This is a genomic window from Cellulomonas sp. P1_C4 (assembly GCF_056406355.1).
In genome coordinates this window covers 62665-87934 of sequence record NZ_JBFUAI010000003.1, presented here as the reverse complement: position 1 = coordinate 87934, position 25270 = coordinate 62665, and the positions used below count along the sequence as shown (strand labels likewise).

The following is a 25270-nucleotide window of genomic DNA, read 5'->3' as shown; positions in this document are numbered from 1 at the left end:
ACGAGATGTCACCGGATCGTCGACGATCCGTCGGCGGCGGATGGCACCGTGCGAGTCAGCCCAGGGCAGCCCCGGGCTCCAGGACGCCCCGCCGCCCCTTCCGCCTCTCCCGCCTGTCGTCCACCACCGGAGGTCCGTCATGTTCCTCACCCGCGCGATCGCGCTCACCTCGGTCGCCGCCGTCGTCGCCGTCGGGCTGTCAGCGCCCGCCGGCGCGAGCTCGCCTCCGACGCAGGCCGCCGGGACCTCCGTCGTCCATGACTGGCAACGCACGTCGCTGCGCACCATCTACCCCGCGGTGCCCATCCCCATCGGGGTCCTGTACCTCGGCTTCACGTCGCTGGCGATGCACCGTGCGGCCGTCGCCGCCCAACGCGTCCACGGGTCCCAGGCGGCGGCGGTGGCGACCGCCGCGCACGACGTGCTCGCCTACTACTTCGGTGGCGCATCGGCGAGCCTCGACGCGGATCTCGCGTCGAGCCTGGCCGCCGTCCCCGACGGCCGCGCACAGCGGACAGGAGAGGTCGTCGGCGCCCAGGTCGCGCGCACGCTGATCGCTGAGCGCGCGGACGACGGCCGGAACGACGGCTACGTGGTCTACGGCCGTGCGGAGCAACCCGGCGTCTGGCAGCCCGCTCCGGGCACGACGATGCTCGCCCCGTGGATAGGTTTCGTCCGACCGCTGGTGGTGCACCGTCCCCTCCCAGCGAACGGTCCGGACGCCCTCACGAGCGCCGAGTACGCCGCCGACTACGCCGAGGTGAAGGCATACGGTCCCGCGACCGGCTCCGCCCGCACCCCGGAGCAGACGGCGATCGCGATGTTCTACAACTCCAACAGTCCGGTGATGGTCAGCGAGGCGCTGCTGCGTCACCTCGACGCCGCACCCCTCCGGACGTCCGAGACGACACGGCTCTTCGCCGTCATGCACACCGCGATGGCCGACGCGCTCATCACGTGCTGGCGGCTGAAGTACGAGGTGGGCTTCTGGAGGCCGTCCCAGGCGATCGCGGGTGCGGAAGCCGACGGCAACCCTGCGACCACGGCTCAGGCAGGGTGGACCCCGCTGCTCCCCAACCCGCCGTATCCCGACTACGTCAGCGGGCACGGCTGCCTCACGGCACCCGCCATCCAGACCATCCGCGCGACGCTGGGCGAGAGGACGTCGCTCACCCTGCACAACACCCAGCTCAACACCGACCGGACCTACAGCGACCTCCGCTCGATCGAGCAGGACGCGTTCATGGCCCGGATCTGGGGAGGGCTGCACTTCCGGGACGCCATGGAGGATGCCTACTCCATCGGTCACCGAGCGGCCGACCGCGCACTGGAGAAGCTCCGCTGACAGCCGACCCGACGACCCGCCCGAACCCGCACCCGCTCGGCTCACCGCCGGGCGGGTGCGGACGCGCCGACACCTGGGACCTACGGCTCTAGGCCGCGTGTCGTCACGGGCAAATCCTGGTGTTCCCGCAGCGACGCGGAGCCCCGTACGCGGGTCGGACGACATGAGGAGTGGACATGAACACCATGAAGGCCGGCATCGTCCGGTCGTTCACCACCGAGCTCGACGTGGCCGAGGTGGCGATCCCCACCGTGGGCCCGCACGAGGCGCTGGTGCGGGTCGACTACTCAGGGGTGTGCCACACGGACCTGCACGCGGCCGGCGGTGACTGGCCGGTCAAGCCCACCCCGCCCTTCATCCCCGGGCACGAGGGCGTCGGGCACGTCGTCGCGATCGGCGACGCCGTGACGCGCGTCGGGGTGGGCGACCTGGTCGGCAACGCCTGGCTCTGGTCGGCGTGCGGCGAGTGCGAGTACTGCGAGACCGGGTGGGAGACCCTCTGCCCGAACCAGCGCAACAGCGGGTACTCCGTCGACGGTTCCTTCGGTCAGTACATGGTCGTCGACGCCCGCTACTGCCCGATCATCCCTGAGGGCGTCGACCCCGCCGGCGTGGCGCCGGTGCTGTGCGCGGGCGTCACCGTCTACAAGGGCCTCAAGATGACCGATACCAAGCCGGGTGAGTGGGTGCTCATCTCGGGCATCGGGGGCCTCGGCCACCTCGCGGTGCAGTACGCGGTCGCGATGGGTCGCCGCGTCGCCGCGATCGACGTCGACGAGTCCAAGCTGGCGCTCGCGACCAAGCACGGCGCCGAGGTCGTCGTGAACGCCGCGGTGGAGGCCGACCCCGCGGCGCGGCTCCAGGAGCTCACCGGCGGTGTGCACGGCGCCCTGGTCACGGCCGTGAACGCGCACGCGTTCCCCCAGGCGGTCGGCGCACTTCGTCGGGGCGGCACGGTCGCCCTGGTAGGACTTCCGCCGGAGCAGTTCCCGCTCGACATCTTCACCACCGTGCTCTTCGGGCTCACGGTGCGCGGGTCGATCGTCGGTACCCGCAAGGACATGACCGAAGCGCTCGACTTCTACGCCCGCGGCCTGGTCAACCCGACCTACGCCATCCGCCCGCTGGAGGACATCAACGCGATCTTCGCCGAGATGCGACGCGGCGAGATCGACGGCCGCATCGTCATGGACCTGCGCGACTGAGGACCAGGCGTCCGGGATGGCAGGCGGCAGCCGGCCGGCGCGATCTCGCGCGCCGGGTGGACGGTAGGCCGCCTCGCCATCCCGGTCGTCGGTCCGCGCTGCGGCGCGCTCATACCGCGCTCCGTCCGGCGACCGCGTCGCGCGTGAGCGTCGGCAGGTGGTAGATGCTCGTGCTCGCGGCGATGAACAGGTCGGTGCCGTCAGGGCCTCCGAAGCAGAGGTTGCCGACGCGCTCCGGGACCGGGACGGTGAGCAGCAGCTCCCCGGTCGGGTCGAAGACCTGGATCGCGGCCCCGGCCGAGGTCCAGACGCGGCCGGCCTCGTCCACCCGGAACCCGTCCGACAGCCCGTCCTCGATCACCGCGAAGACCCGACCTTCCGAGACCGTGTTGTCCGCAAAGACCTCGTGCACCGTGATGTGGTGGTTGCCCGACCTGTCCTCCCGAAACGCGGCGGAGGTGTCGGACACGTAGAGCAGCCGCTCGTCCGGGGAGAACGCGAGCCCGTTGGGCTCCTCGACGTCCAGGACGACCGGTCGCACGTCGCCGGTGACCTGGTCGAACCGGAAGACGTAGTTGGCGCCGTACTCGCGCTCCCCCGGATGTCCCTCGTCGGGCTGGACGATCCCGTAGGGCGGGTCGGTGAACCAGATCGCGCCGTCGGAGGCCACGACGACGTCGTTCGGCGAGTTGAACCGCCCACCCGCCCAGCGGTCCACGAGCACCGTGACCACGCCGTCGCGCTCCCGCTCGACCGCGCGCCGCCCGTGCGAGCACTGGATCACCGAGCCGTCGCGATCGAGCGTCCGCCCGTTCGTGAACTCGACGTCGGACCGGTGAACACGGGTACGGCCAGTGGTCGGGTCGAGCTCGAGAATCTGGTTCCCGGGGATGTCGCTCCACCGCAGCAGCCTCAGGTCGGGCAGCCACAGGGGCCCTTCGCTCCACGTCGCGCCCGTCGCGACCCGCGTAGGTGCGGCGTCGACGGGGATGAGCGTCCCGGCGGGGCTGCTGGCGTCGTTGCCATTCACGTGCGACCTCCTGTGTTCAGGGTCTGCGAGGTGCTCGCCGCCCGGGGCCACCTGGCCAGTCCGAACCGGATCGACCCTGACCGCACCCGCCTCGGCTAGCTCAGATAGGGATCGGCCCAGGCGCTGATGATGCGCGCGGCGCGCTTGGCCTGGGTGCCGTGGGTGAGGAGGTGGTCGGCGCCCTCCAGCGACACGAAGCTACGAGGATGCCTCGCCGCGCGGAAGATGTCGCTGGCGTTGCCGATGCCGACGGTGTTGTCGGTGGGCGAGTGCAGGACGAGCAGCGCTTTGCGCAGCGTGCGGATCCGCTCGTGAAGGTCCGCGGCGCGCACGTCCTCGATGAAGTGTCGCCGCAGGGTCAGCGCCTTGCCGCCGATGAGGAACGGTGCCTCCCCGTCCTCGAGGATCCGCTCGATGAGCGCGTCGTAGGTGTGCTCGACGTGGGCCGGGTCGTAGGGAGCCCCGATGCTCGCCACCGCCCGCACCGAGTCGACGAGATGGGCCGCGGCGATCACCGCGGCGCCGCCGAAGGAGTGGCCGACGAGGAGGTGGACGGGTCGCCCGGAGGCCTCCATGAACCTCACCGCCTGCGCGGTGTCATCGACCTTCAGGGAGAACGAGCCGTCACCCCAGTCGCCCTCGGAGCCGCCGAGCCCGAGGTTGTCGAAGCGCAGCATGCCGATGCCCTCGGCGGCGAGCTGCCGGCAGATCCGGCTCGCCGCGGGGGAATCCTTCCCGAGCGTGAACCCGTGCGCGAAGACTCCCCACCCCCGCACAGTCCCCTCCGGGTGGTCGACGAGTCCCGCGAGCCGAGGCCCGGTCGAGCTCGCGAACCAGACCCGCTCGGCCAAGGCCCGTCCCTTCGGTCGGAGAAACCATCACGCCGGCTCCACGGTAGGGCAGGTCAGGCGTCGGGGACGTCCTCACCCTCGGCCGGCTCGCTGGCGTGCTCGCGGCCGTCGCCCGGGGTCGCCGGCGCGGTCCCGCCCTCGGCCGGCTCGGTCGCGTGCGCGCGCGTCTCGTCGTCCGGGAGCGGGGTGTCGGTGCTCATGTGTGCTGCCTCCTTGCCGGGCGCGCCGGTCGCGTCCTCACCCTTGCGACGTTACGCCCGAGCGGGCGGTTCGTCCGGGCGAGCAGTCTGCCGACGACTACGCCGCGATCCCGTAGGACGACGCGCGTCCGCGTCGGGCGACGGTGGTGCCGTCCCTGACCACGGCGTCGGCCGGGACCTGCGCCCGAGGCTCGACGACCACCGACTCCCCCACCCGCGCACCGGCGCCGATGCGCGCCCGGGCACCGACGCGGGTGGCGCGCCCGAGGTGGACGTTGCGGTCGACGACCGCGCCGGGGCCGACGACCACGTCGACGTCGACCCAGCTGCCGGGCCCGACGCGGGCGGCGTCGTGCACCACGGCCCCCGTCTCGACGTAGGCGGTGTCGGCCAGCCAGGCGTTCTCGTGCACGCGAGCGGACGGCGAGACGAGTCCTCCGCCGTTCGCGTGCTTCGCGTACCGGACGACCACGCCCTGGTCGTCCTCGAACTCCACATGGCCGGTCTTGCGTCGCGTCATGCTGCTCCTTGTCATCGTTCTCAGGTGACATAACGAAGGACGGGGTCGCGAGATTCCAGCGTCGACGACGGGCGAGTTTGCAAGACTGCGCAGCATGATCGACCAGGTGCTGCCGTCGGGCGTCGAGGCCGCCGAGCACGCCGGTCCCCCGGTACCCGCGACGCTGCACGCGTCGGAGGAGGCCGGCGTCGCGAACGCCGTACCTGGTCGGCGGGCCGAGTACGCCGCCGTCCGCGCCTGCGCGCGCGCGGCACTGGGCCGGCTGGGCCTCGACGGCGTCTCCGTGCCGGCCGGTCCCGACCGCGCCCCCGTCTGGCCCGCGGGCGTCGTCGGCAGCATGACCCACTGCGACGGCTACCGTGCCGCCGCGGTCGGGCTCGCGCACGACTGGATCGGCCTCGGCATCGACGCCGAGGCGCACGCGCCGTTGCCGCCCGAGGTGCTCGAGCTGGTGCTGAACCCCGCCGAGCGGGCGGCCCTCGTCGGCACCGACCCGGCCCTGTGCCTCGACCGCGTCCTGTTCTCCGCCAAGGAGTCCGTGTACAAGGTCTGGTACCCGGTGACGCGCTCGTGGCTCGGGTTCGAGGACGTCGATATTCGCCTCGGCGACGCCGGAACCTTCGTCGCGCGACTGCGCCCCGCGGCTCTCGGCACGCGCGTACTGCAGGGTCGCTGGGCGGTCGGGGACGGCCTGCTGGTGACCGCCGTCGCGCTGTCGCGAGGGTGAGCGCGCGGGTCCCGCGCACCGCGCCGTGTACTCGCCGGTAACCCGGGCTTCGGAAGCGACGAATCCGACGCCTGAACGACGCGACCGGGGTGCTTGCAGCACGCCTGTGACCTGCACGTTTACCGGGCGGTGTCCGCGGGCTGGACGGATCGCCCCGCGAGCCTCACACTTGCGCCTGCCCCTCTGATGGTCCGGCCGCCGATGGCCGGGAAAGGACCCGCGGCCGTGCTGCGCACCGTGACTTCGCACCTGTCTCTCGACGTGCGCACCCCGCTCGAGATCCTGCTCTCCGTGGCCGTCGCCGACGGCGCCTACGACCGCTCGGAGATCCTCTCCGTGCGGCACGAGGACGGGCCGCTGGACGTGGCCGAGATCAAGATGGCCCACGGCGGACGCATGCATCGCGTGCTCGCCCCGGCCGGCCGCCTGGTGGTCGACTACCAGGCCACCGTGACCGGCCAGGCGGACCTCCCCACCGTCGAGGACATCGACCTGGTCGAGTACCGCCGGCCCAGCCGCTACGCCGAGTCCGACCGCCTGCTCGCGTTCGCCCGCGACCAGTTCGGGGGCATCGAGGGCCCCGAGCTGCTCGACGCGGTCGTCGCCTGGGTCACCGGCCACGTGACCTACCTGTCGGGCTCGAGCCTGCCGACCGACGGCGCCACCGACACCCTGCTCAAGCGCCGTGGCGTGTGCCGCGACTTCGCGCACCTCGTCGTGGCCCTGCTCCGCGCCAAGGACGTCCCGGCCCGCCTGGTCTCCGTGTACGCGCCGGGCCTCAAGCCGATGGACTTCCACGCCGTGGCGGAGGCCTACGTCGACGGCGCGTGGCGCGTGGTCGACGCCACGAGGCTGGCGCCGCGCGAGTCCCTCGTCCGCATCGCGACCGGCCGCGACGCGACCGACACCGCGTTCCTCTCCTACTACGGGGGCCAGCTCTCGGTTCGGGCCATGACCGTGACCGCCGCGGTGCACGCCGCGCTCCCGGCCGACGACGGCACGGGACTCGTCGCGCTGCGCTGACGCCGGACGGACGGCCCGACGAGGGCGCTGACGCTAGACGGACAGCCCGACGAGGGCGCCCACGCCGAACGTCACGGCCATCGCGACCGACCCGCCCAGCACGTTGCGCAGCACCGCGCGACCGGGCTCCGCGTCGCTGAACCGGGCCGCCACCAGCCCGGTGACCACGAGAGCGACCACGACGGCGGCGAACGTCGCGGGCACGCGGGCGGCGCCCCAGGGCGCCAGCACCACGAGCAGCGGGACCACGCCGCCGGCGAGGAACGCCGCGAACGACGCGATGCCCGCGTGCCACGGGTTGGTCAGCTGGGGGTCGTCCTCGACCACGAGGGTGGGCAGCACGCGTCCGCGGCGCAGCGCCGCGCGCTCGGCGTCCCGCTGGCTGCTCACCGAGACGTACTCGCCGGCGGCCATCGACAGGGCCCCCGCGACGAGGGCGGCGATCCCCGCCACCGCGATGGTGCGGACGGCCGTCGCCGCGCCGGCCACGCCGAGCACCGTCGCGGCCACCGAGACGATCCCGTCGTTGGCCCCCAGCACCCCCGCGCGCAACCAGTTCAGGCTCGCCAGGGTGGGAGCCGGACGCTGCGCCGAGAGGGTGGTCATAGGGCCACGCTAGAACGCGATCCCGGGCTTGTCACCGAAGCAAAGCCTGCCCTGACCTGCGGCGATGCAGGACAGCCTCACCTACGTCAGGCGCTCTCCCGCAGGCTGCGGCGCTGCCCCTCGACCTGCACGAGCTCGGCGAAGGCGGCCTGGTAGGCGGCCTGGTCGGCCTCCGCGTCCATCCGCTGCAGCCGCCCGCGCAGGTCGGCGATGTGCCGCGTGTAGCCGATCTCCACCAGCCGCAGCACCACTCCCTTGACGTAGCCCTCGAGCGCCTCGGGCCGGTCCTCGGGCAGCGGCGCGACGGCCAGCTCGGTCACCAGCGCGCGGACCGGCTCCGCGGCCTGCTCGATGACGGCGCCCACCCACCCGGTCGACCCACCGGACGACTGCAGCAGGGGACGCGCGACGGACAGGCCGCCGGCCGCCCGGATCGCCTCGTGCACCGCCCGGTAGGCGGGCGCACCGAACGCGTCGGAGGGGAGCTCGTCGAAGTCAGCGGCCACCAGATCCGGGCGCTGGAGCACGACCTCGAGGGCCGTGCGCTCGATCTGCGCGACCGGGTCGCGCCGGTCGGGGACGGGCATGCGCGCGACGGCGACCGGCACCGGCTCCGCCGACGGCCGCTCGGTGCGCGGGGCAGTCGGGCGCGTCGACGGGGACGCGCCCTGCACGGCCCGGCGGACCGAGTCCTGGTCGTCGATGCCGAGCCACCCCGTCAGCAGCCGGGTGTACTCGGGCCGCAGGGCGGCGTCCCGGATGCCCGCGACGATCGGCGCGGCCGCGCGCAGGGCGCCGATCCGCCCCTCGACCGTGCGCAGGTCGTAGGAGGCGAGGGTCGAGCGGATGACGAACTCGTACAGGGGCGTCCGGCCGGCGACGAGCGCGCGGACGGCGTCGGGACCCTTCGCCTGCCTGAGCTCGCACGGGTCCATGCCCGACTTCTCGACCGCGACGAACGTCTGCGCCGAGAACGACTGGTCCTCGCCGAACGCACGCAGCGCGGCCTTCTGACCTGCGGCGTCACCGTCAAACGTGAAGATGATCTCGCCGCCGACGGAGGCGCCCGACGCCAGCTGGACGCCGCCGCTCGAGCCGGAGTCGCCGACCAGCCGGCGCACGATGCGGGCGTGGTCGGACCCGAAAGCCGTGCCGCAGGTGGCCACCGCGGTGCCGACGCCGGACAGGTGCATCGCCATGACGTCGGTGTAGCCCTCGACCACCACCACGCGCTTCTCGCGCTGCAGTTCGCGCTTGGCCAGGTCGATGCCGTAGAGCACCTGCGACTTCTTGTAGAGCGGCGTCTCGGGGGTGTTGAGGTACTTGGGCCCCTGGTCCTCCTCGAACAGGCGGCGGGCACCGAAGCCGACGGTCTCCCCCGTCACCTCCCGGATGGGCCACACCAGACGACCACGGAACCGGTCGTAGACGCCACGCTGCCCCTGGCTGACCAGCCCGGAGAGCGTCAGCTCGGCCTCCGTGAACCCACGACCGCGCAGGTGCCGCATGAGCGAGTCCCAGCCCTGTGGGGCGAACCCGACCCCGAAGTCGGCCGCGGCCGACCGGTCGAACCCGCGCTCGGCGAGGAACTGCCGGCCGGCGGCGGCGGCGGGCGTGCTCAGCTGCTCGCGGTAGAACTCCTCGGCCACCTTGTGAGCCTCGATGAGCCGGCGGCGCTTGCCCGGTTCCTCACCGGGCCGCGGGGCACCGCCCTCCTCGTACCGGAGCTGCAGGCCGACCTTGCCGGCCAGGTACTCGACGGCCTCGGAGAACCCGAGCCCGTCGACCTTCTGCACGAAGTCGATGACGTCGCCGCCCTCGCCGCAGCCGAAGCAGTGGTACCGGCCCACCTGGGGGCGCACGTGGAACGACGGCGAGCGCTCGTCGTGGAACGGGCACAGGCCCTTCATCGACCCGACGCCMGCGGACCTCAGCGTGACGTGCTGCCCGACGATCTCTTCGATGTGGGCACGCTCGCGGACCGCCTCCACGTCCTCCCGCCGGATCCGTCCTGCCACGCGAGGAGTCTAGGCGTCGGGGCCGACGCACCGGACCGTGTTCGCGCGAGACCGCCTGTCTAGACCAGCACAGCGGGGCCGCCGTGCCGGGGCGGGTGGACCAGCCGGGCGTGCAGCTCGGCGGCGGAGACGTCGGTGAGCGAGGCGACCTGGTCGATGACCACCCGCAGGCGCGCGGCGTCGTCGGCAGCCTCCGCCCAGTCCGCCGCGAACGGCGGCTCGAGGGCGATCGGCGCGCGCTCCGACAAAACGTGGACCAGGTCGACGAGCACCTCGCGCTGCCGGTGGTAAAGGGGCTCGAGCTCGCGCGGCGCCATGACGTAGGCGACCGCGAGGCCCTTGAGCACCAGGATCTCGGCCAGCGTCTCGTGCGGCACGATCAGGTCGGCGCCGTAGCGTGTCAGCGGCCCCGGGCCGTAGACCTCGCGGGTCGCGAGTTGCGACGCCTTGGCGAAGCGTCCGATGAGCTGGCTGGTGGAGTCCTTCAGCGACGCCAGCGCGGCGCGGGACCCGTCGAAGCCGGGACGCCACAGGTCCGCCGCCACCAGCCGATCCATCGCCTCCTGCAGGCCGTCGGCGCTCACCGCGTCGCCGTACCAGGTCTGCACGGCCTCGACCACGCGGTCGCGCTCGACGGGGACGCCCAGCACGTCGAGGTCGAGGCGCCCCCCGACGACCGCGTCCTCGACGTCGTGCACCGAGTACGAGATGTCGTCGGCCAGGTCCATGACCTGCGCCTCGAGGCACTTGCGACCCTCGGGAGCCTGCTCGCGCAGCCACTCGAAGACCGGCAGGTCGTCCTCGTAGACGCCGAACTTGTGCGTCGGCCTGCCGCTCGCCGCGCTGACCGGCCCTTGCAGGTGCCGCCACGGGTACTTCACCGACGCGTCGAGGCTCGCGCGCGTGAGGTTGAGGCCGACGGCGCGGCCGTCGGGAGCGACGACCTTGGGTTCGAGCCGCGTCAGCAGCCGCAGGGTCTGGGCGTTGCCCTCGAACCCCCCGATGCCCTTGGCCAGCTCGGCCAGCGCACGCTCGCCGTTGTGGCCGAACGGCGGGTGCCCCAGGTCGTGCGCCAAGCACGCCGTGTCGACGATGTCCGGGTCGCAGCCCAGCGCCTTGCCGATCTCCCGGCCGACCTGCGCTACCTCGAGCGTGTGGGTCAGCCGGGTCCGCACGAAGTCGTCCGACGACGGTCCGAGCACCTGCGTCTTGGCGCCCAGGCGCCGCAGCGCTGAGGAATGCACCAGCCGCGCCCGGTCGCGCTCGAAGGCGGTCCGCTCGCGCGACTTGGGCGCCTCGGTGACCCAGCGCGCCCGGTCGGCGTCGACGTACCCGTCGAGGGCTCCCTCGATCTGCCAGGCCGGGTCCAATGCGGTCACGTCGCCAGCGTAACGATCACGCCAGCCGCCAGACCTGCACTCCCGGTCCGTCGCCCGGCAGCGCGAGGCGGTCCGGGTGCACCCCGAGGTCGCCGCCGCCGTACAGGTTCTCCGGGGACTCCCCCCGCGCGAGCAGGTGCCGCGGCAGGTCCGCACCCTCCCAGGCGGCGCGCGCGACCAGCACGAGCACGCGCTCGTCGGCGGTCTCCCGCAGGTAGGCGACCGCGTCGGGGCTCACGACCGCCCAGCGCATCCCGCCCTCGCGCAGCGCGCGCGATCCCCGCCGCACCGCGATGAGCGACCGGTAGATCTCGAACGTCCCGGCGTCCCAGCGGGCTCCCCCACCGGCGTCGATGTCGTCCCACGGCATCGCGACACGCGAGTGCTCGCCGTTGGTGCCGGTCAGCCCGCCCTCGTCGCCCGCGAACATGGCCGGGGTTCCGGGGTAGGTGAAGAGCAGCCCGGCGGCCAGCTCGACGCGCTCCCGGGTGCCGACGACGGTCCGCAGGCGTGCCGTGTCGTGCGACCCGAGCATGTTCCACTGGTGGGTCGTGACCGCCCACGGGACGGTCGAGTCGAAGTCGCGCATGGTGTCGACCATCGAGACGCCGTCGCGGCGCGGGATCGGGACCGGCATCCCCAGGAACCCGAGGTCGAGGTCCGGGTCCACCAGCCACGTCCACACCGGTCGCGTGAACGCCGAGTAGTTCATGTTTGCGTGCCAGCCGCCCGCCGCCAGGTCCGTGCCGGCGTCGTGGAAGTGCTCCGAGACCAGCACCGCCTCCGGGTTGAGGGAGTGCATGGTCGCGCGGATCGTGCGGGCCACCTGCAGCGTCAGGTCGTCGTCCGCGTACCGGCCGGTCATGTTGGCCACGTCGATGCGCCAGCCGTCCAGCGCGTACGGCTCCACCAGCCAGCGCCCGATCACCGAGTCCGGGCCGTCGACCATGCGGCCCGCCAGGGCCGGGGCGTTGTAGTTGAGCTTCGGCAGCGACGCGTGCTCCAGCCAGCCGACGTACCCCGGCTCGGCGTCCGTCCAGTAGTAGAACGACGCCTCCTCGCTGGCCCGGTCGGCCTGGGCGCGCGCGAACCACTCGTGGCCGGCGCCGGTGTGGTTGGTCGTGAGGTCGCCGAGGATCCGCATGCCGCGCCCGTGCACAGCCCGGCTGAGCGACGCGAGGGCCTCGTCACCGCCCAGCAGCGGGTCGACGACGTCGAACGTGCTGGCGTCGTAGCGGTGGTTGGACCGGCCCGGGAACACCGGCGTGAGGTAGAGGGTGTCGACGCCCAGTCGCTGCAGGTGGTCCAGGCGCTGCTCGACCCCCGCGAGGTCGCCCCCGAAGAACTGCTGCGCGACACCGCGACCCTCGCCGATCGGCTCGTCGTCCCACCTCGCCGGCAGCGCCCAGTCGGGCAGCGGCCCGTGGTCGTTCCCGGACCGCGCGAACCGGTCGGGGAACACCTGGTAGACCACCGACGTGTCCATCCACGCCGGCGCGGGGTCGTGCACGGTCAGCCGGAAGTCCCCGGCGTCGGGCACGTCCCGCGCGTGCAGGCCGCGACCGTTGAGCCACCGGTAGCCGCCCGGCTCGTCCAGCAGCACGCGGTAGCCCGCCACCGGGTTGTGTATGGGCACCTCGCCGACGTACCAGCGCGCGTCGGCGTCGACCCGCTCGAGCCTCGTCGGCACCATGCGCGGCTCGGCGTCGCGCACCGTGCGCAGCCACACGGCCCGCTCCGTGCCCGAGAGCGGCACCCGGATGCGCACCGGGACGACGTCGCCGAGCCTCGGCGTGGCGCGCCGGACGTACAGCTCGGACCCGTCGTGGTGCGGCTGGTCGAGGAGGTGCCTCATCCCTTGACGGAGCCCGCCGTCAGGCCGGAGACGATGTACTTCTGCAGGAAGAGGAAGAGGAGGACGACCGGGATCGCCGCGAGCACGGCCCCTGCAGCGAACAGACCCCACTTCGCCGTCCGCTCGTCCGAACCCCAGTAGTACAGACCCACGGCGAGCGTGTACTCCTCGGGTCGCTGCAGCACGACCTTGGCGATGATGAACTCGCCGAACGTCCCGATGAACGACAACAGCCCGACGACGGCGAGGATGGGCGCAACCAGTCGCAGGATGATCGTCCAGAAGATCTGCGCGTGCGAGGCACCGTCGATCTTGGCAGCCTCGTCCAGCTCGCGCGGGACGGTGTTGAAGAACCCGTACATGAGGAACGTGTTCACGCCCAGCGCCCCTCCTAGGTAGACGGCGATGAGCCCGAGGCGGCTGTTGAGGCCCAGCAGCGGGAACACGTCGCCGATCGAGAGCAGCACGAGGAAGATCGCGACGAACGCGAGCATCTGCGGGAACATCTGCACGATCAGCAGGCCCGTCAGGCTGCCCCGGCGCCCTCGGAACCGGAAGCGTGAGAACGCGTACGCCGCCGCACCTCCCATGAGCACCGTGCCGATGGCGGTCACCGTGCACACGACCATCGAGTTCACGAACCAGCTGCCATAGTTCCCGTCGAACAGGTCCCGATAGTTCTCAAGGTCGAGCGTGCGGAACAGCTTGTTCGAGCCGGTCAGCGTGCCGCCGGGATTCAGCGACGCGGACAGCACGTAGACGAGCGGGAAGACGCAGAAGGCGATCATCACGACGCCGATGACGTGCCGCCAGCCGACCTCGACCCACCAGCGACGCCCACGGGGTGCGAGGTCGCGCTCGACGGGTGCGAGGTCGCGGTCGACGACGGTGCTGGCCATCTCAGATCTCCTCGAGCTTGCGGGTCTGACGGAAGCCGAAGTACGAGATGAGGCCGACCACGATGAAGATGAGTATCGACAGGGCGCTCGCTAGGCCGTACTGCTTGGCCCCGCTCTCGAAGGCCACCGAGTAGACCATCGAGATGAGGATGTCGGTGTGGCCCACGACGACCGGTGTCCMGACGAAGTTCGGTCCGCCGCCGGTCAGCATGTAGATCAGCGTGAAGTTGTTGAAGTTGAAGGCGAACGACGCGATCAGCAGCGGCGCCACCGACACCATGAGGAGCGGCAGGGTCATGGCCCGGAAGATGCGCCACGTCCCGGCGCCGTCGATCTTCGCGGCCTCGATGGTGTCCGCAGGGATGGACTGCAGCGCTCCGGTGCAGACGATGAACATGTAGGGGAAGCCCAGCCACAGGTTCACCGTGAGGATCGCGATCTTGGCCAGCCAGGGGTTCTGGAACCAGGGGATCTCAGCACCCCCCAGCAGCACCTCGTTGATGAACCCGAACCGCTGGTTGAGCATCCCGCGCCACACGAGCGCCGACAGGAAGCCCGGGAACGCGTACGGGAGGATCAGCAGCGACCGGTAGACCTTGCGACCGCGGATGCGCGAGTCGTTGAACACGATGGCGAGGAACAACCCGAGGGCGAACGTGGTGAGCACCGAGAGGAACGCGAAGGCGAACGTCCAGACGGTGATCTGCGCGAACGGCCCGGCCAGCCGCGAGTCGGTGAAGACGCGCGTGAAGTTGTCGAAACCGACGCCTACCCGCCAGCCCGGCGTGAGGACCTCGCCGGACTCCGACGTGAAGTTGCCCGAGCTCGACGGCGTGTAGGTCTCGCCGGTGGCCGAGTCGGTGAACGTGTCCGTCTCCGCGTCGTAGACGAGCGTCGACTGGTAGACGTAGCCGGTCGAGCCGTCCTGCGTGCGGACCGACCCCTCCGACGGATCGTCGGAGAACGGAACCCGCAGCGCGGTGATCGCGTCCTGCTGCTCGGCGATCTGGGCGAACCCCAGCACGTCCCAGCCCGGGACGGCCGTGACGCGCTCGTCCTCCACCGTGGCGTCGTCGACAGGGGCGAAGGGCTCCTCCGCCGTGCCGACCTGCACATCGCCGTCCTGGACGATGGCGAACCCGAGCTCGCCGTCACTCTGCACGACGGTCAGCGGGAGCGTCGGCGACCCCTCGACGCGGGTCTCGTTCTGGATCGAGATCTGCTCGATCGCGTCGGACTTCGTGGAGTTGTGCCCGTCGCCGTAGTTCGTGAACGCCACGTACCCGGTGTAGGCCATGACGAACAGTTGGTAGACGAGCAGGAAGAGGAGACCGGGGATCAGGTACTTGCCCGGCACCGCACGGCGGGAGAAGTAGACCCAGTTCACCGCCACCAGCGCGAGCACCAGGAAGATGAGGATCCCCCACGACCCCACGGCCCCCGCCGTGAGGATCCCGTAGATGCCGAGGGCGTCGACGAGAGCGACGAGGAGCAGCTTGACGACGAAGCCCGCCGAGAAGTTGCGGGCGTGGGAACCGTCGCCGCGCGAGCGACGCGGCGACCCGGCGCCGGGCTCGGCCGGGGGCGCCGGTGGCGCCAGGATCTGCTGGTCGGTCATGCGGGTCCTCCGGGAACGCAGGTGACAGCTACGAGGGTCGTCGGTTCAGCATGGCTGCACGAAGGACGTCCCGCCGGGAGGCGCGAAGCCGACCCGACGGGACGTCCTCGGCGATCAGACCTTGTCGACGGCGTCCTGGATGTTGCCCGTCATCGTGTTCCACGCAGCGGTCGGGTCTGCCTGCCCGCTGATGATCTGCGCCTCCGTCGCGCCCCAGAAAGCCCAGACGGTGCTCATCGCCGGGATGGCCGGCATCGGAGCACCGGTCTCACCGGCGTCGCCGAAGCCCTTGAGGATCGGGTCGTCCACCTTGGCGGCCGCCGCGGAGTTGGCCGGCATGCGGCCACCCGACTTGTAGAGCGCGTCCTGAGCCTCTTCGGTCGAGAGGTAGTTGACGACGAGCTCGTTGGCGAGGACCGGGTTCTTCGACTTGGCCGAGATGAAAGCCCCCTGGACGCCGACGAACGGCTGCGCCGGCTGGCCACCCGCGCTCGGGACGGGAAGCACGCTGATGTCCATCCCGGCCTCCTCGAACGCCGAGGTGTTCCACGGGCCGGTGATCATGTACGGCGCCTGGCCGTCGAGGAACGCCTGCTTGGCCTTGTCACCGTCGATCGAGAGGTCGAGCACCTTCTCCTGACCGAGCTTGGCCAGGTAGGCCGCGAACGCGTCACCGGCCTCGCCGCCGAGGGCGAGAGTGTCGGTGTAAGAGCCATCCGCCGCCTGCTCGAACACCGGGGCGCCGAAGGACGTCTGCAGCGGGTACAGGTGATACGGGTCCGAAGCGTCCCCCTGCTGGATCAGCACGGAGAAGGGGGTGCCGGCGGTCTTGGCCTCGGTGACGAGGTCGTCGAACGTCGTCGCCTTGGTCTCCTTGAGGAGCGCGTTGTTGCGCACCAGCGCGATGTTCTCGATCGAGAGGGGGGTGCCGTAGGTCTTGCCGTCGTACGTCACGCCCGCGATCGCGGAGTCGGAGAAGTCCCCGGCCTTGTCGCCGAGCTCGACGGGGGCGACCACGCCGTTGTTGACCCACTCACCCAGGCCGTCGTGCGCCGAGATGATGACGTCGGGGCCCTCGCCGGTCGGAACCTGCGCGACGAAGTCCTTGCCGATGTCGCCCGACGCCTTCTGCACGAGGTCGACCTTGACGCCGGTCTCCTCGGTGAACGTCGCGACCACCGGCTCCATCTCCTTGATGCGGGTGTCGTCCACCCACATCGTCAGGGTGCCGCTCGCCGAGGCGCTCTCGCTCGGGGCGGCCGACGACTCGTCGCCGCTGTCTCCAGAACCCGAGCACGCGGTGAGCGTCAGCGCGAGGCCGAGCGTCGCCGCGAGGACAGGGATGCTCCGTCGCATCGTCATCTCCAAAAAAGTGTCTGTGGGTGCGCCAGCTGACGGCGATTCCCACCGACGCTGGCCTGATACCGCCGAAGTTAGCGTCGTTGCCACAGCGCTTGCAAGTCGTTACGGTAACTTTCAGGCAACGGTTCCAGCGGCTGCGCGACACGCACCCGTGACGACCTCAATGAACGCTACGGACGAGGAGGTCCGGTGTCCCCTACGCTGCCGCCTGTGCGCACCCGTCTGACGGATCTGGCCGAGCAGGCCGGCGTCAGCACGGCCACTGTGTCTCGGGTTCTCAACGGCAAGCACGGCGTGTCGGCCCAGGCGCGTCAGGCCGTGCTGGCGGCCCTCGACGTGCTCGGGTACGAGCGACCCGAGAAGCTGCGCACCCGTTCCGCCGGCCTCGTCGGCCTCGTCGTGCCGGAGCTCTCGAACCCGGTCTTCCCGGCGTTCGCCCAGGTCATCGAGACGATGCTCACGGAGCGGGGCTTCACGCCGCTGCTGTGCACGCAGTCCCCCGGTGGCACCACCGAGGACCAGTACGTCGAGATGCTGCTCGAGCATGCGGTCGACGGGATCGTGTTCGTGTCCGGGCTGCACGCCGACACCACCGCGAGCAAGGAGCGGTACCACCGCCTCCGCAGCCGAGGGATGCCGATCGTCCTGGTCAACGGGTTCGCGGAGGGCGTCGACGCCCCGTCGGTCTCGACGGACGACTCGGCGGCGCTCGACCTCGCGTTCCGGCACCTGGTCTCGCTGGGGCATCGCTCGATCGGCCTAGCCATCGGCCCCGAGCGGTTCGTCCCCGCCGCGCGCAAACGGGTGGAGTTCGCGATCAACCTGGAGCGTCACCTCGGCGTCACGGAGGCCGACGGCCACGTGGTCACCACGCTGTTCACGGTCGAGGGCGGCCAGGCGGCCGCGCTCGAGCTCCTCGACAGCGGCCACACCGCGATCATCTGCGGGTCGGACCTCATGGCCCTCGGAGCCATCCGCGCGGCCCGGTCCCGCGGGCTGTCGGTGCCGGGCGACCTGTCGGTGGTCGGCTTCGACGACTCGCCGCTGATCGCGTTCACCGACCCGCCGCTCACCACGGTGCGTCAGCCCGTGCTGTCGATGGGCCACGCGGCGGTGTCCGCTCTGGTCGGCGAGATCAACGGGACGCCCGCGTCCCGCACCGAGCTGAAGTTCCACCCCGAGCTCATCGTGCGCGGCTCCACGGGCGCCGCACCCGCGCTGACCTCGGTCGCTGTGACCACACAGGCCCCCGCCGTACTCTGACCGGACTCTGCCGGGCCCGCACAGGCCCGGCACCCGTCTGGCAACGGCGCCTCCCCCCTTCTGAGACACCCCGAAGTGAGGCATGCCCGCATGACGACGACCGACACCCGACCCCTGCGCACCCAGGTGCACACCGCCGGATCGCCCGACGGCGAGTGGTGGCGGGATGCCGTGATCTACCAGGTCTACCCGCGCTCGTTCGCGGACGCGTCCGGCGACGGGATCGGGGACCTGCCCGGCGTGACCTCGCGCCTGGACCACCTGGCCGAGCTGGGCGTCGACGCCGTGTGGCTCTCGCCGTTCTACCGGTCCCCGCAGGCGGACGCCGGCTACGACGTGGCGGACTACCGGGACGTCGACCCGCTGTTCGGCACGCTCGCGGACTTCGACGCGATGCTCGAGAAGGCCCACCGCCTCGGCCTGCGCGTGATCGTCGACCTGGTGCCCAACCACACCTCCGACGAGCACGTCTGGTTCCAGGCCGCGCTCGCCGCCGGCCCCGGGTCGCCCGAGCGTGCCCGCTACCTGTTCCGCGACGGCCGCGGCGTGGACGGCACCGAGCCGCCCAACAACTGGCAGTCGATCTTCGGCGGGCCCGCCTGGACCCGGACCACGAACGCCGACGGGACGCCGGGCGAGTGGTACCTGCACCTGTTCGACTCCCGGCAGCCCGACCTGGACTGGGAGCACCCCGAGGTCCGCGCCGAGTTCGAGGACGTCCTGCGGTTCTGGCTCGACCGCGGGGTCGACGGCTTCCGCATCGACGTCGCGCACGGCATGGTCAAGGCCCCCGGGCTGCCCGACTGGGACGGGCACGTCTCCATGATCGAGGGGTCGGACGACGTCGAGCCGACCGACACCGTCTCGGGCGCCGGCAATCAGGGGCCCATGTTCGACCAGGACGGCGTGCACGACATCTACCGCGCCTGGAACCGGGTGCTGGCCGAGTACGACGGCGACCGCGCGCTCGTCGCCGAGGCCTGGGTGGAGCCCCTGTCGCGGCTGACCCGGTACATCCGGCCCGACGAGATGCAGCAGGCCTTCAACTTCGCGTTCCTGGCGACCCACTGGGACGCCGCGGCGCTGCGCACGGTCGTCGAGGCCTCCTATCGCGCCGCGGACGTCGTCGGCGCCCCCACCACGTGGGTGCTGTCGAACCACGACGTCGTCCGACACCCGTCCCGCCTGGGCCTGGCCGAGCCCGGCTCGCGGCCGAACGGCATCGGGCACGGCGACGAGCAGCCCGACGAGGCCCTCGGCCTGCGCCGCGCCCGCTGCGCGTCGCTGCTCATGCTCGGCCTGCCCGGGTCCGCGTACCTGTACCAGGGCGAGGAGCTCGGACTGCCCGACCACACCGCGCTCGACGACGACCTGCGCCAGGACCCAGCGTTCTTCCGGACCGGCGGCGCCGAGCGCGGCCGCGACGGCTGCCGGGTGCCTCTGCCGTGGTCGTCGGACGAGGCCGGGTTCGGCTTCTCCCCCACCGGCGTGACCTGGCTGCCGCAGCCCGCCACCTGGGCGTCGTACGCCCTGGATGCGCAGCGCGGCGTCGCGGGGTCGACGTACGAGACCTACCGGGCGGCACTGGGGCTGCGCCGGGAGTCGGACCTGGGGTCCGGCGGCATGGACTGGCTGCACGGGCTGGGTGACGACGTCATCGCGTTCGTGAACCGCGACGTGCTCGTCGTCGCCAACCTAGGCTCCGCCCCCGTCGCGCTGCCCGCCGGCGCCGAGGTGCTGCTCGCGTCGATCGACCCCGCGGTCGAGGCCGACGGCTCGGTGCTGGTGCCCTCGGACGCCACCGTCTGGGCCCGCTACACCGCCTGACCTGCGAGAACGGCCCCGCCACGGCGGGGCCGTTCCTGCGTCAGGAGCGGTGGGCGACGTCCCAGGCCTGGGCCGTCTGCGGCGGGACTGTGACCGAGAGGCGACCGTCCTTGATCGTCGACGCCACGCAGTCGCCCGCCGACAGCACGTCGCAGTAGTCGCCGTCCGGGAGGCTCGTGGTCAGCGTCGTGCGCAGCTCGTCGTCGCCGGTGTTGACCACGACGAAGCCGCGCTCGCCGCGGCCCAGCGCGACCGCGTCGCCCTCGGACCAGGCGTCGACCTGCGGCGCGTCGCCGACGACGTTGCGCCACCCGACCATGCCCTGGATCGCGGGCCAGCGGTGCTGGCAGACCCAGTCGCCGTCCGCCAGGTCGGCGTCAGGACCGGGCGCGTCTCCGCACGCGGCGTCCAGCACGCGGCCGTCCGCGTCCTGCGCTGCACCGGCGTCGCGGTCGGAGAAGGCGTAGCCCGTGTAGACGGCAGGCGTGCCGTAGGTGCTCGCGAGCATGAGCACGTTGGCCAGCGCGTACTGCGCACCGTCGGCGTAGCTGAGCGTCGAGCCGTTGCGCTCGGTGTCGTGGTTGTCGACGAAGATCACCGCGTCGTCGGAGGGCAGGTAGCTCGACGTGGTGCCCAGGTCGAGCGCCAGACCCGGCGACCCGGCGAGCACACCCTGGAGGTCCTTGCCCCAGGCGAACTCGTAGACCTGGCCGTTGTCGGTGTACTGCTCGGGCGTGACGGGCTCGCCGCTGCCCCGGATGACCTCCTGCGCGATGCCGGTGCCCTCCGGCAGCTCGGACACGATCGCCGCGATGTCGTCCGCCGCCATGTGCTTGGCCGCGTCGATGCGGAAGCCGTCGACGCCCAGCGAGAGCAGGTCCTGCAGGTAGGCGACGATCGTCGAGCGCACGTGGTCGGTCTCGGTGGCCAGGTCGGCGAGGTTGACCAGCTCGCACGTCTGCACCTGCGTGGCGTTGTTGTAGTCGACGATGTCGTCGTTGGCCGTCAGGCCGCAATGGTGGAAGTCGGCGTCGGTGTAGATCCCGGGGTAGTCGTAGTGCGCGTACGACGAGCCCGCCCACCCGGTGCCGGGGACGTCCTGGCCGGTCATGTGGTTGACCACCGCGTCGGCCCACACGTCCACGCCGGCGTCGTGGCACGTCCGCACCATCGCGGCGTACTGCTCGCGGGTGCCCAGTCGGGACTCCACCCGGTAGCTCACCGGCTGGTACGCCGTCCACCACTGCTCGCCCAGGATGTGCTCCTGCGGCGGGCTCGTGAGCACCCACGCGTAGCCGGCCGGGCCGAGGTGGTCCGTGCACTCCGTCGCGATCGCGTCCCAGGTCCACTGGAACATCTCGACGCCGACGTCGTGGCCGCCGCCGCCGGGCGGCGTGGCCGACGGCTCGGGCGTGCCGCTGCACGCCGCGAGGAGCAGCAGGGCGCCGACCAGGGCGGTCGCGCGGGCGGTCAGGTGCGTCATCGTCACCACCGGGTGAGGCTGCAACTCCTTGCAGCAACTTGCAGGACGCCACACCCTAGAACGTGCCGGCGGTTCCCACCAGCACACGTCGGACCTCGAGACTCCCGGTGCGCCGTCACGGTCGGCGCCACCGCGTCGCTCCTAAGGTGGTCGCCGTGCCTCGCGTCCTCGTCAACGGTCCCGCCTCCTGGAACACCCTCGTCCGGCTCGCGGCCCTGCCCGAGCCCCGCTCGCAGACGCTCTTCGCAAGCGGCCACCACGACGGCCTCGGCGGGACGTCGGCGGGCAAGGCGCTCACGCTGGCCGCGCTCGGCGTCGACGTCACGCTGCGGACCGCGCTCGGCGACGACCGGGAGGGAGGACTGGTGCTGGCCGCGCTCACCCACCCGCGGATCTCGCTCGTCGCGCAGGGCGCGGAACGCACGGAGCGGCACGTCAACCTCATGGCCGACGACGGCTCCCGCGTGTCGATCTACCTGGAGCTGCCGTCCCCGGGACCCAGTCGCCTGCCCTCGCTCGACAGCGTCGACGCCGCCGTCCTCGACCTCGCCGACCACAGCCGCCCGCTCCTGCCCGCCGCCCGGGCCGCAGGCGTACCCGTGTGGTGCGACGTCCACGACGACGACGGCGTGGCCGACTACCCGCGCGACTTCGTCGCGGCCGCGGACGTGCTGCTGGTCAGCGCAGCGAGGCTGGCCGACCCCCGCGCCTACCTCGCCGACGCGGTCGCCCGCGGGTGCCGGCTCGCGGTGTGCACCAACGGCGCCGCCGGTGCGCTCGCGCTCGACGCGGACGGCTGGATCGAGGTGCCGGCCGCACCGGTGGCCGAGGTCGTCGACACCAACGGTGCGGGCGACGCGTTCCTCGCGGGACTGCTCAGCGGCGTGCTCGAYGGTCTGGCCGTCGAGCGGGCGCTCGCGCGCGCGTCGGCCGCCGGCGCGCTCGCCGTGACGACCCCCGACCTGGGGGCACCGTCCGCCACGCCCGCGGCCCTCGACCGAGTGGGTGTGGCCGTCCGGCGCGTCTGAGGCGTCAGCCGCCGGAGACGCTCAGCTCGGCCTCGTGCAGGGCCTTGGCGAACTCCTCGGACAGGTCGCGTGAGTCCAGCCAGCCGTACGGCAGCAGCGGGCGCTTCGGCGATCCGGCGCGGCCGCGCTGACCCTCGGCGCCGGCGCCCGGGTAGCCCTGCTCGAGGTCGAGGCGTGCGAGACGCTCGTCGAGCTCCGCCATCGTCGACACCAGCCCGAGGGCGGCCCGGGTCTCCCCGCCGACGACGTAGCCCTTGAAGTACCAGGCCATGTGCTTGCGCATCTCGCGCAGCGCCTTGCCCTCGTCGCCGAAGTGCTCGACCATCAGCTCCGCGTGCCGCCGGACGATCGTCGCGACGTACCCGAGGCCCGGCTTGATGCGCTCGTCGGAGCCGGCGAACGCGGCGGCGAGGTCGGCGAACAGCCACGGGCGGCCCTGACAGCCGCGGCCGACGACCACCCCGTCGCAGCCGGTCTGCGCGACCATCTCCAGGGCGTCCTCAGCGGACCAGATGTCGCCGTTGCCCAGCACCGGGATGTCGGTGACCGCCTGCTTGAGCTGGGCGATCGCGTCCCAGTCGGCCGTGCCGGAGTAGTAGTCGGCGGCCGTGCGGGCGTGCAGCGCGACGGCCGCGACGCCGACCTCCTGCGCAACGAGGCCGGCCTCGAGGTACGTCAGGTGGTCGTCGTCGATGCCCTTGCGCATCTTCACGGTGACCGGGACGCCGTACGGGCTCGCGGCGTCGACCGCGGCCGTGACGATGTTGCGGAACAGGTCCCGCTTCCAGGGCAGCACCGCTCCCCCGCCGCGGCGCGTGACCTTGGGCACCGGGCAGCCGAAGTTGAGGTCGACGTGGTCGGCGCGGTCCTCGGAGGCAATGAGGCGGACCGCGGCACCGACGGTCGCGGGGTCGACGCCGTACACCTGGACGGACCGCGGACGCTCGTCGGGCTCGTGCGAGATGATCCGCATCGACTCCTCGCCGCGCTCGACCAGGGCGCGGGACGTGACCATCTCGGCGACGTACAGCCCGGCGCCGGACTCGCGGCACAGGCGGCGGAATGCGGCGTTCGTGACCCCCGCCATGGGCGCCAGGACCACCGGGGTGTCGATGGTCAGGGGCCCGATGCGCAACGGCGGGAGCACGGCGCCGGAGCGCGCCGGAACCGCAGGAGTCGTCAGGGTCATGCCCCCATTGTCCCCCACTGCAGGATCAGCCCAGCAACCAGCCGTTCTCCTGCGCCAGCCGGGCGGCCTCGGCGCGCGTGCGTCCGCCGGTCTTGCCCATGGCCGCCGACAGGTAGTTGCGCACCGTCCCCTCGGACAGGAAGGTCTCGCGGGCGATGTCGGCGACGGTCCCGCCGGTCGCGGCGACGACGAGCACGGCGCGCTCGCGCTCGGTCAGCGGGTTGGCGCCGACCGTCAGGGACTCCACCGCGAGGTCCGGGTCGATCACGCGCAGGCCGCGGTGCACGCGGCGGACGGCGTCGGCGAGCTGCTCCGCCGGGGTGTCCTTGACGACGAACCCGCTGGCCCCGGCATCGAGCGCGTGGCGCACGTAGCCGGGGCGCCCGAACGTGGTGACGATGAGCGAGCGGCACGCCGGGTAGCGCGCCTTGAGCTCCGCGGCGGCGGCGATCCCGTCCATGCCGGGCATCTCGACGTCGAGCAGCGCGACGTCGGCGGCGTTCTGCCGGGCGGCGTGGAGCACCTCGTCGCCCCGGCCCACCTGCGCGACCACCGTGAGGTCCGACTCCAGGTCGAGCAGGGCGGCGAGGGCTCCGCGGACGAGGGCCTGGTCGTCGGCCAGGAGCAGGCGGATCATCGGGCGCCGTTCTTCGTCGTGACCAGGAGCTGGTAGCCGCCCAGCGGGCTCGCGGAGACCTCGACGTGCGCCCCGACCTGCCTCGCGCGCTCCGAGAGCCCGCGCAGCCCGTTGCCGGGCACCACCTCGGTGTTCGCGGGCCCGTACCCGTCGTCGTCGACGACGAGCGTGTCGGACGTCATGGTCACCCGCACCCGCGACGCCGCAGCATGCCGCAGCACGTTCGTCGTCCCCTCGCGCAGCGCCCAGGCGAACAGCTCGCGGAGGTCGTCGGGCACCTGGTCGACGGTGCCCGGGACGTCGGCCTCGACGCCCGCCGAGTCGAACGCCTGCCGCGCGCCGGCCAGCTCGCCGGCCAGCGTGACCGCGCGGGTGGCCGAGACCATGCCGCGCACGTCCGCGAGCGCGGCCCGCGCCAGGCCCTGCACCTCGGCGATCTCGGCGCGCGCGCGCTCGACGTCGACGTCGAACATCTTGCCGGCGAGCTCCGCCTTGACCGCGATCACGGTCAGGCTGTGCCCGAGGATGTCGTGCATGTCGCGCGCGATGCGCTCCCTCTCCCGCTCGACGGCAAGCACGGCGACCTCGTCCTGCGCGAGCGCCAGCTGCCGGTTGCGCAGGACCAGCTGCGTGAAGCCGTACACGGCGACGGAGGCCAGGATCACCGAGATGACCAGGTCGTCGATGGTGTCCCAGCCGGGCACGAGCCGGGGGACGACAAGGATGACAACGGTCGAGAACACCGCGACCAGCAGCGCGCGCGGGTCGCGCAGCAGGAAGATCGCGGACACGCAGACGAAGACGAGGCCGACCAGGCCCTGCTCGTCGGCGGCCATGCAGGCGATCGCGACGAGGACCACCTGCTGGAGGAGCACGAACCAGGAGCGCGGGTCGGGCAAGCGGCTGCCGTGCGGTCCCGCGCGGGTCAGTACCACCCAGCCGAAGCTCACGGCCAGCCCCGCGATGGCGAGCAGCGACAGCGTCCGCTCGACGCCGTGCGGCGCGTCCCACGCGGCCTGCCACGGCTGGAGCAGGAAGACCGCCCAGACGATCCCCATGACCGGGCCGACGACGCGCATGACCCGCCGCGTCCGCGGGCGGAACGGTCCGTCGTCGCCGATGAACGCCTCGCGGCCGCCCCAGCGCGGCGCCGACCGGCCGCCGCCCGGAACCTCGCTGCTGGTCACAGCGTCCACGGTATCCGG

Annotated in this window: 22 protein-coding genes; 7 read left to right on the top strand and 15 right to left on the bottom strand. The window is 72.2% G+C overall.

Translation table 11 applies throughout. The features are described 5' to 3' along the window. Positions 1-139: 139 nt before the first annotated feature. A complete protein-coding gene (locus AC1DYZ_RS03065; RefSeq protein WP_477063750.1) occupies positions 140-1345 on the top strand; it encodes a vanadium-dependent haloperoxidase in 1206 nt (401 codons plus the stop codon). A gap of 176 nt (positions 1346-1521) precedes the next feature. After that, complete coding sequence (gene adhP / locus AC1DYZ_RS03060) at positions 1522-2550, top strand: alcohol dehydrogenase AdhP (protein ID WP_477063749.1); 1029 nt, start codon at positions 1522-1524, stop codon at positions 2548-2550. A gap of 109 nt (positions 2551-2659) precedes the next feature. On the opposite strand, the gene AC1DYZ_RS03055 is transcribed toward adhP, so the two are convergent. From AC1DYZ_RS03055 to AC1DYZ_RS03040, 4 genes are all read right to left on the bottom strand, one after another. Further along, on the bottom strand, positions 2660-3580 hold the full coding sequence (locus AC1DYZ_RS03055) for an SMP-30/gluconolactonase/LRE family protein (protein WP_477063748.1): 921 nt from the start codon (positions 3578-3580) through the stop codon (positions 2660-2662). A 95-nt stretch (positions 3581-3675) separates the two neighbouring features. Further along, complete coding sequence (locus tag AC1DYZ_RS03050) at positions 3676-4431, bottom strand: alpha/beta hydrolase family protein (protein ID WP_477063747.1); 756 nt, start codon at positions 4429-4431, stop codon at positions 3676-3678. A 53-nt stretch (positions 4432-4484) separates the two neighbouring features. Further along, on the bottom strand, positions 4485-4631 hold the full coding sequence (locus AC1DYZ_RS03045) for a hypothetical protein (RefSeq protein ID WP_477063746.1): 147 nt from the start codon (positions 4629-4631) through the stop codon (positions 4485-4487). 97 nt (positions 4632-4728) lie between these two features. Further along, positions 4729-5151: a transferase gene (locus AC1DYZ_RS03040; protein WP_477063745.1), complete on the bottom strand. Its 423-nt coding sequence runs from the start codon at positions 5149-5151 to the stop codon at positions 4729-4731. Positions 5152-5245: 94 nt separating this feature from the next. On the opposite strand from AC1DYZ_RS03040, the gene AC1DYZ_RS03035 reads away from it, so the two are divergent. After that, entirely contained in the window at positions 5246-5878 is a 633-nt protein-coding gene (locus AC1DYZ_RS03035; protein WP_477063744.1) for a 4'-phosphopantetheinyl transferase family protein, read from the top strand. A gap of 225 nt (positions 5879-6103) precedes the next feature. Beyond that, positions 6104-6901: a transglutaminase-like domain-containing protein gene (locus tag AC1DYZ_RS03030; RefSeq protein WP_477063743.1), complete on the top strand. Its 798-nt coding sequence runs from the start codon at positions 6104-6106 to the stop codon at positions 6899-6901. Between the two features lie 33 nt (positions 6902-6934). Here AC1DYZ_RS03030 and AC1DYZ_RS03025 read toward each other — a convergent pair whose 3' ends face one another. From AC1DYZ_RS03025 to AC1DYZ_RS02995, 7 genes are all read right to left on the bottom strand, one after another. Continuing rightward, the gene (locus tag AC1DYZ_RS03025; RefSeq protein WP_477063742.1) at positions 6935-7507 is read right to left on the bottom strand and encodes a VIT1/CCC1 transporter family protein; all 573 of its coding nucleotides are present in this window, start codon (positions 7505-7507) and stop codon (positions 6935-6937) included. Between the two features lie 86 nt (positions 7508-7593). Then, a complete protein-coding gene (gene dnaG, locus AC1DYZ_RS03020; RefSeq protein ID WP_477063741.1) occupies positions 7594-9525 on the bottom strand; it encodes a DNA primase in 1932 nt (643 codons plus the stop codon). A gap of 59 nt (positions 9526-9584) precedes the next feature. Beyond that, positions 9585-10904: a deoxyguanosinetriphosphate triphosphohydrolase gene (locus tag AC1DYZ_RS03015; protein WP_477063740.1), complete on the bottom strand. Its 1320-nt coding sequence runs from the start codon at positions 10902-10904 to the stop codon at positions 9585-9587. Between the two features lie 16 nt (positions 10905-10920). Continuing rightward, the gene (locus tag AC1DYZ_RS03010; RefSeq protein WP_477063739.1) at positions 10921-12759 is read right to left on the bottom strand and encodes a glycoside hydrolase family 13 protein; all 1839 of its coding nucleotides are present in this window, start codon (positions 12757-12759) and stop codon (positions 10921-10923) included. Next, the gene (locus AC1DYZ_RS03005) at positions 12756-13658 is read right to left on the bottom strand and encodes a sugar ABC transporter permease (RefSeq protein ID WP_477063738.1); all 903 of its coding nucleotides are present in this window, start codon (positions 13656-13658) and stop codon (positions 12756-12758) included. Before AC1DYZ_RS03005 ends, AC1DYZ_RS03010 begins: the two co-directional genes overlap by 4 nt. 1 nt (position 13659) lies before the next feature. Beyond that, positions 13660-15276: an ABC transporter permease subunit gene (locus AC1DYZ_RS03000; protein ID WP_477063737.1), complete on the bottom strand. Its 1617-nt coding sequence runs from the start codon at positions 15274-15276 to the stop codon at positions 13660-13662. A 114-nt stretch (positions 15277-15390) separates the two neighbouring features. Then, positions 15391-16632 carry a sugar ABC transporter substrate-binding protein gene (locus AC1DYZ_RS02995; protein WP_477063736.1) on the bottom strand — a complete coding sequence of 414 codons (1242 nt, stop codon included), beginning with the start codon at positions 16630-16632 and terminating at the stop codon, positions 15391-15393. 195 nt (positions 16633-16827) lie between these two features. Between AC1DYZ_RS02995 and AC1DYZ_RS02990 the strand changes: the two genes are divergently transcribed. Both AC1DYZ_RS02990 and AC1DYZ_RS02985 read left to right on the top strand, forming a co-directional pair. Next, positions 16828-17901 carry a LacI family DNA-binding transcriptional regulator gene (locus AC1DYZ_RS02990; protein WP_477063735.1) on the top strand — a complete coding sequence of 358 codons (1074 nt, stop codon included), beginning with the start codon at positions 16828-16830 and terminating at the stop codon, positions 17899-17901. Positions 17902-17991: 90 nt separating this feature from the next. After that, positions 17992-19728 (top strand): glycoside hydrolase family 13 protein, encoded by a 1737-nt coding sequence (locus AC1DYZ_RS02985; RefSeq protein WP_477063734.1) that lies wholly within the window; start codon positions 17992-17994, stop codon positions 19726-19728. Positions 19729-19768: 40 nt separating this feature from the next. Here the strand turns inward: AC1DYZ_RS02985 and AC1DYZ_RS02980 are convergent, their stop codons facing one another. Continuing rightward, complete coding sequence (locus AC1DYZ_RS02980) at positions 19769-21211, bottom strand: alpha-amylase (protein ID WP_477063733.1); 1443 nt, start codon at positions 21209-21211, stop codon at positions 19769-19771. Between the two features lie 155 nt (positions 21212-21366). On the opposite strand from AC1DYZ_RS02980, the gene AC1DYZ_RS02975 reads away from it, so the two are divergent. Further along, a complete protein-coding gene (locus AC1DYZ_RS02975) occupies positions 21367-22239 on the top strand; it encodes a carbohydrate kinase family protein (protein WP_477063732.1) in 873 nt (290 codons plus the stop codon). Positions 22240-22243: 4 nt separating this feature from the next. Here AC1DYZ_RS02975 and dusB read toward each other — a convergent pair whose 3' ends face one another. Genes dusB through AC1DYZ_RS02960 form a run of 3 tightly spaced genes read right to left on the bottom strand, consistent with a single transcriptional unit; the run spans position 22244 to position 25252 of the window. Then, complete coding sequence (gene dusB, locus AC1DYZ_RS02970; RefSeq protein ID WP_477063731.1) at positions 22244-23428, bottom strand: tRNA dihydrouridine synthase DusB; 1185 nt, start codon at positions 23426-23428, stop codon at positions 22244-22246. A 25-nt stretch (positions 23429-23453) separates the two neighbouring features. Then, positions 23454-24065, bottom strand: coding sequence for a response regulator (locus AC1DYZ_RS02965; RefSeq protein ID WP_477063730.1), 612 nt, complete (start codon positions 24063-24065; stop codon positions 23454-23456). Further along, entirely contained in the window at positions 24062-25252 is a 1191-nt protein-coding gene (locus tag AC1DYZ_RS02960; protein ID WP_477063729.1) for a sensor histidine kinase, read from the bottom strand. The genes AC1DYZ_RS02965 and AC1DYZ_RS02960 overlap by 4 nt, the downstream gene beginning before the upstream one ends. Positions 25253-25270 lie beyond the last annotated feature (18 nt).

What these genes read in the sequence shown, in the direction of transcription:
- AC1DYZ_RS03005 (WP_477063738.1), bottom strand. Translation starts at nt 13,658, where the DNA reads ATGGCCAGCACCGTCGTCGACCGCGACCTCGCACCCGTCGAGCGCGAC.
- adhP (WP_477063749.1), top strand. Translation starts at nt 1,522, where the DNA reads ATGAACACCATGAAGGCCGGCATCGTCCGGTCGTTCACCACCGAGCTC.
- AC1DYZ_RS02965 (WP_477063730.1), bottom strand. Translation starts at nt 24,065, where the DNA reads ATGATCCGCCTGCTCCTGGCCGACGACCAGGCCCTCGTCCGCGGAGCC.
- AC1DYZ_RS03045 (WP_477063746.1), bottom strand. Translation starts at nt 4,631, where the DNA reads ATGAGCACCGACACCCCGCTCCCGGACGACGAGACGCGCGCGCACGCG.
- AC1DYZ_RS03010 (WP_477063739.1), bottom strand. Translation starts at nt 12,759, where the DNA reads ATGAGGCACCTCCTCGACCAGCCGCACCACGACGGGTCCGAGCTGTAC.
- AC1DYZ_RS03025 (WP_477063742.1), bottom strand. Translation starts at nt 7,507, where the DNA reads ATGACCACCCTCTCGGCGCAGCGTCCGGCTCCCACCCTGGCGAGCCTG.
- AC1DYZ_RS03065 (WP_477063750.1), top strand. Translation starts at nt 140, where the DNA reads ATGTTCCTCACCCGCGCGATCGCGCTCACCTCGGTCGCCGCCGTCGTC.
- AC1DYZ_RS03040 (WP_477063745.1), bottom strand. Translation starts at nt 5,151, where the DNA reads ATGACGCGACGCAAGACCGGCCATGTGGAGTTCGAGGACGACCAGGGC.
- AC1DYZ_RS02995 (WP_477063736.1), bottom strand. Translation starts at nt 16,632, where the DNA reads ATGCGACGGAGCATCCCTGTCCTCGCGGCGACGCTCGGCCTCGCGCTG.
- AC1DYZ_RS02980 (WP_477063733.1), bottom strand. Translation starts at nt 21,211, where the DNA reads ATGACGCACCTGACCGCCCGCGCGACCGCCCTGGTCGGCGCCCTGCTG.
- dusB (WP_477063731.1), bottom strand. Translation starts at nt 23,428, where the DNA reads ATGACCCTGACGACTCCTGCGGTTCCGGCGCGCTCCGGCGCCGTGCTC.
- AC1DYZ_RS02985 (WP_477063734.1), top strand. Translation starts at nt 17,992, where the DNA reads ATGACGACGACCGACACCCGACCCCTGCGCACCCAGGTGCACACCGCC.
- AC1DYZ_RS03035 (WP_477063744.1), top strand. Translation starts at nt 5,246, where the DNA reads ATGATCGACCAGGTGCTGCCGTCGGGCGTCGAGGCCGCCGAGCACGCC.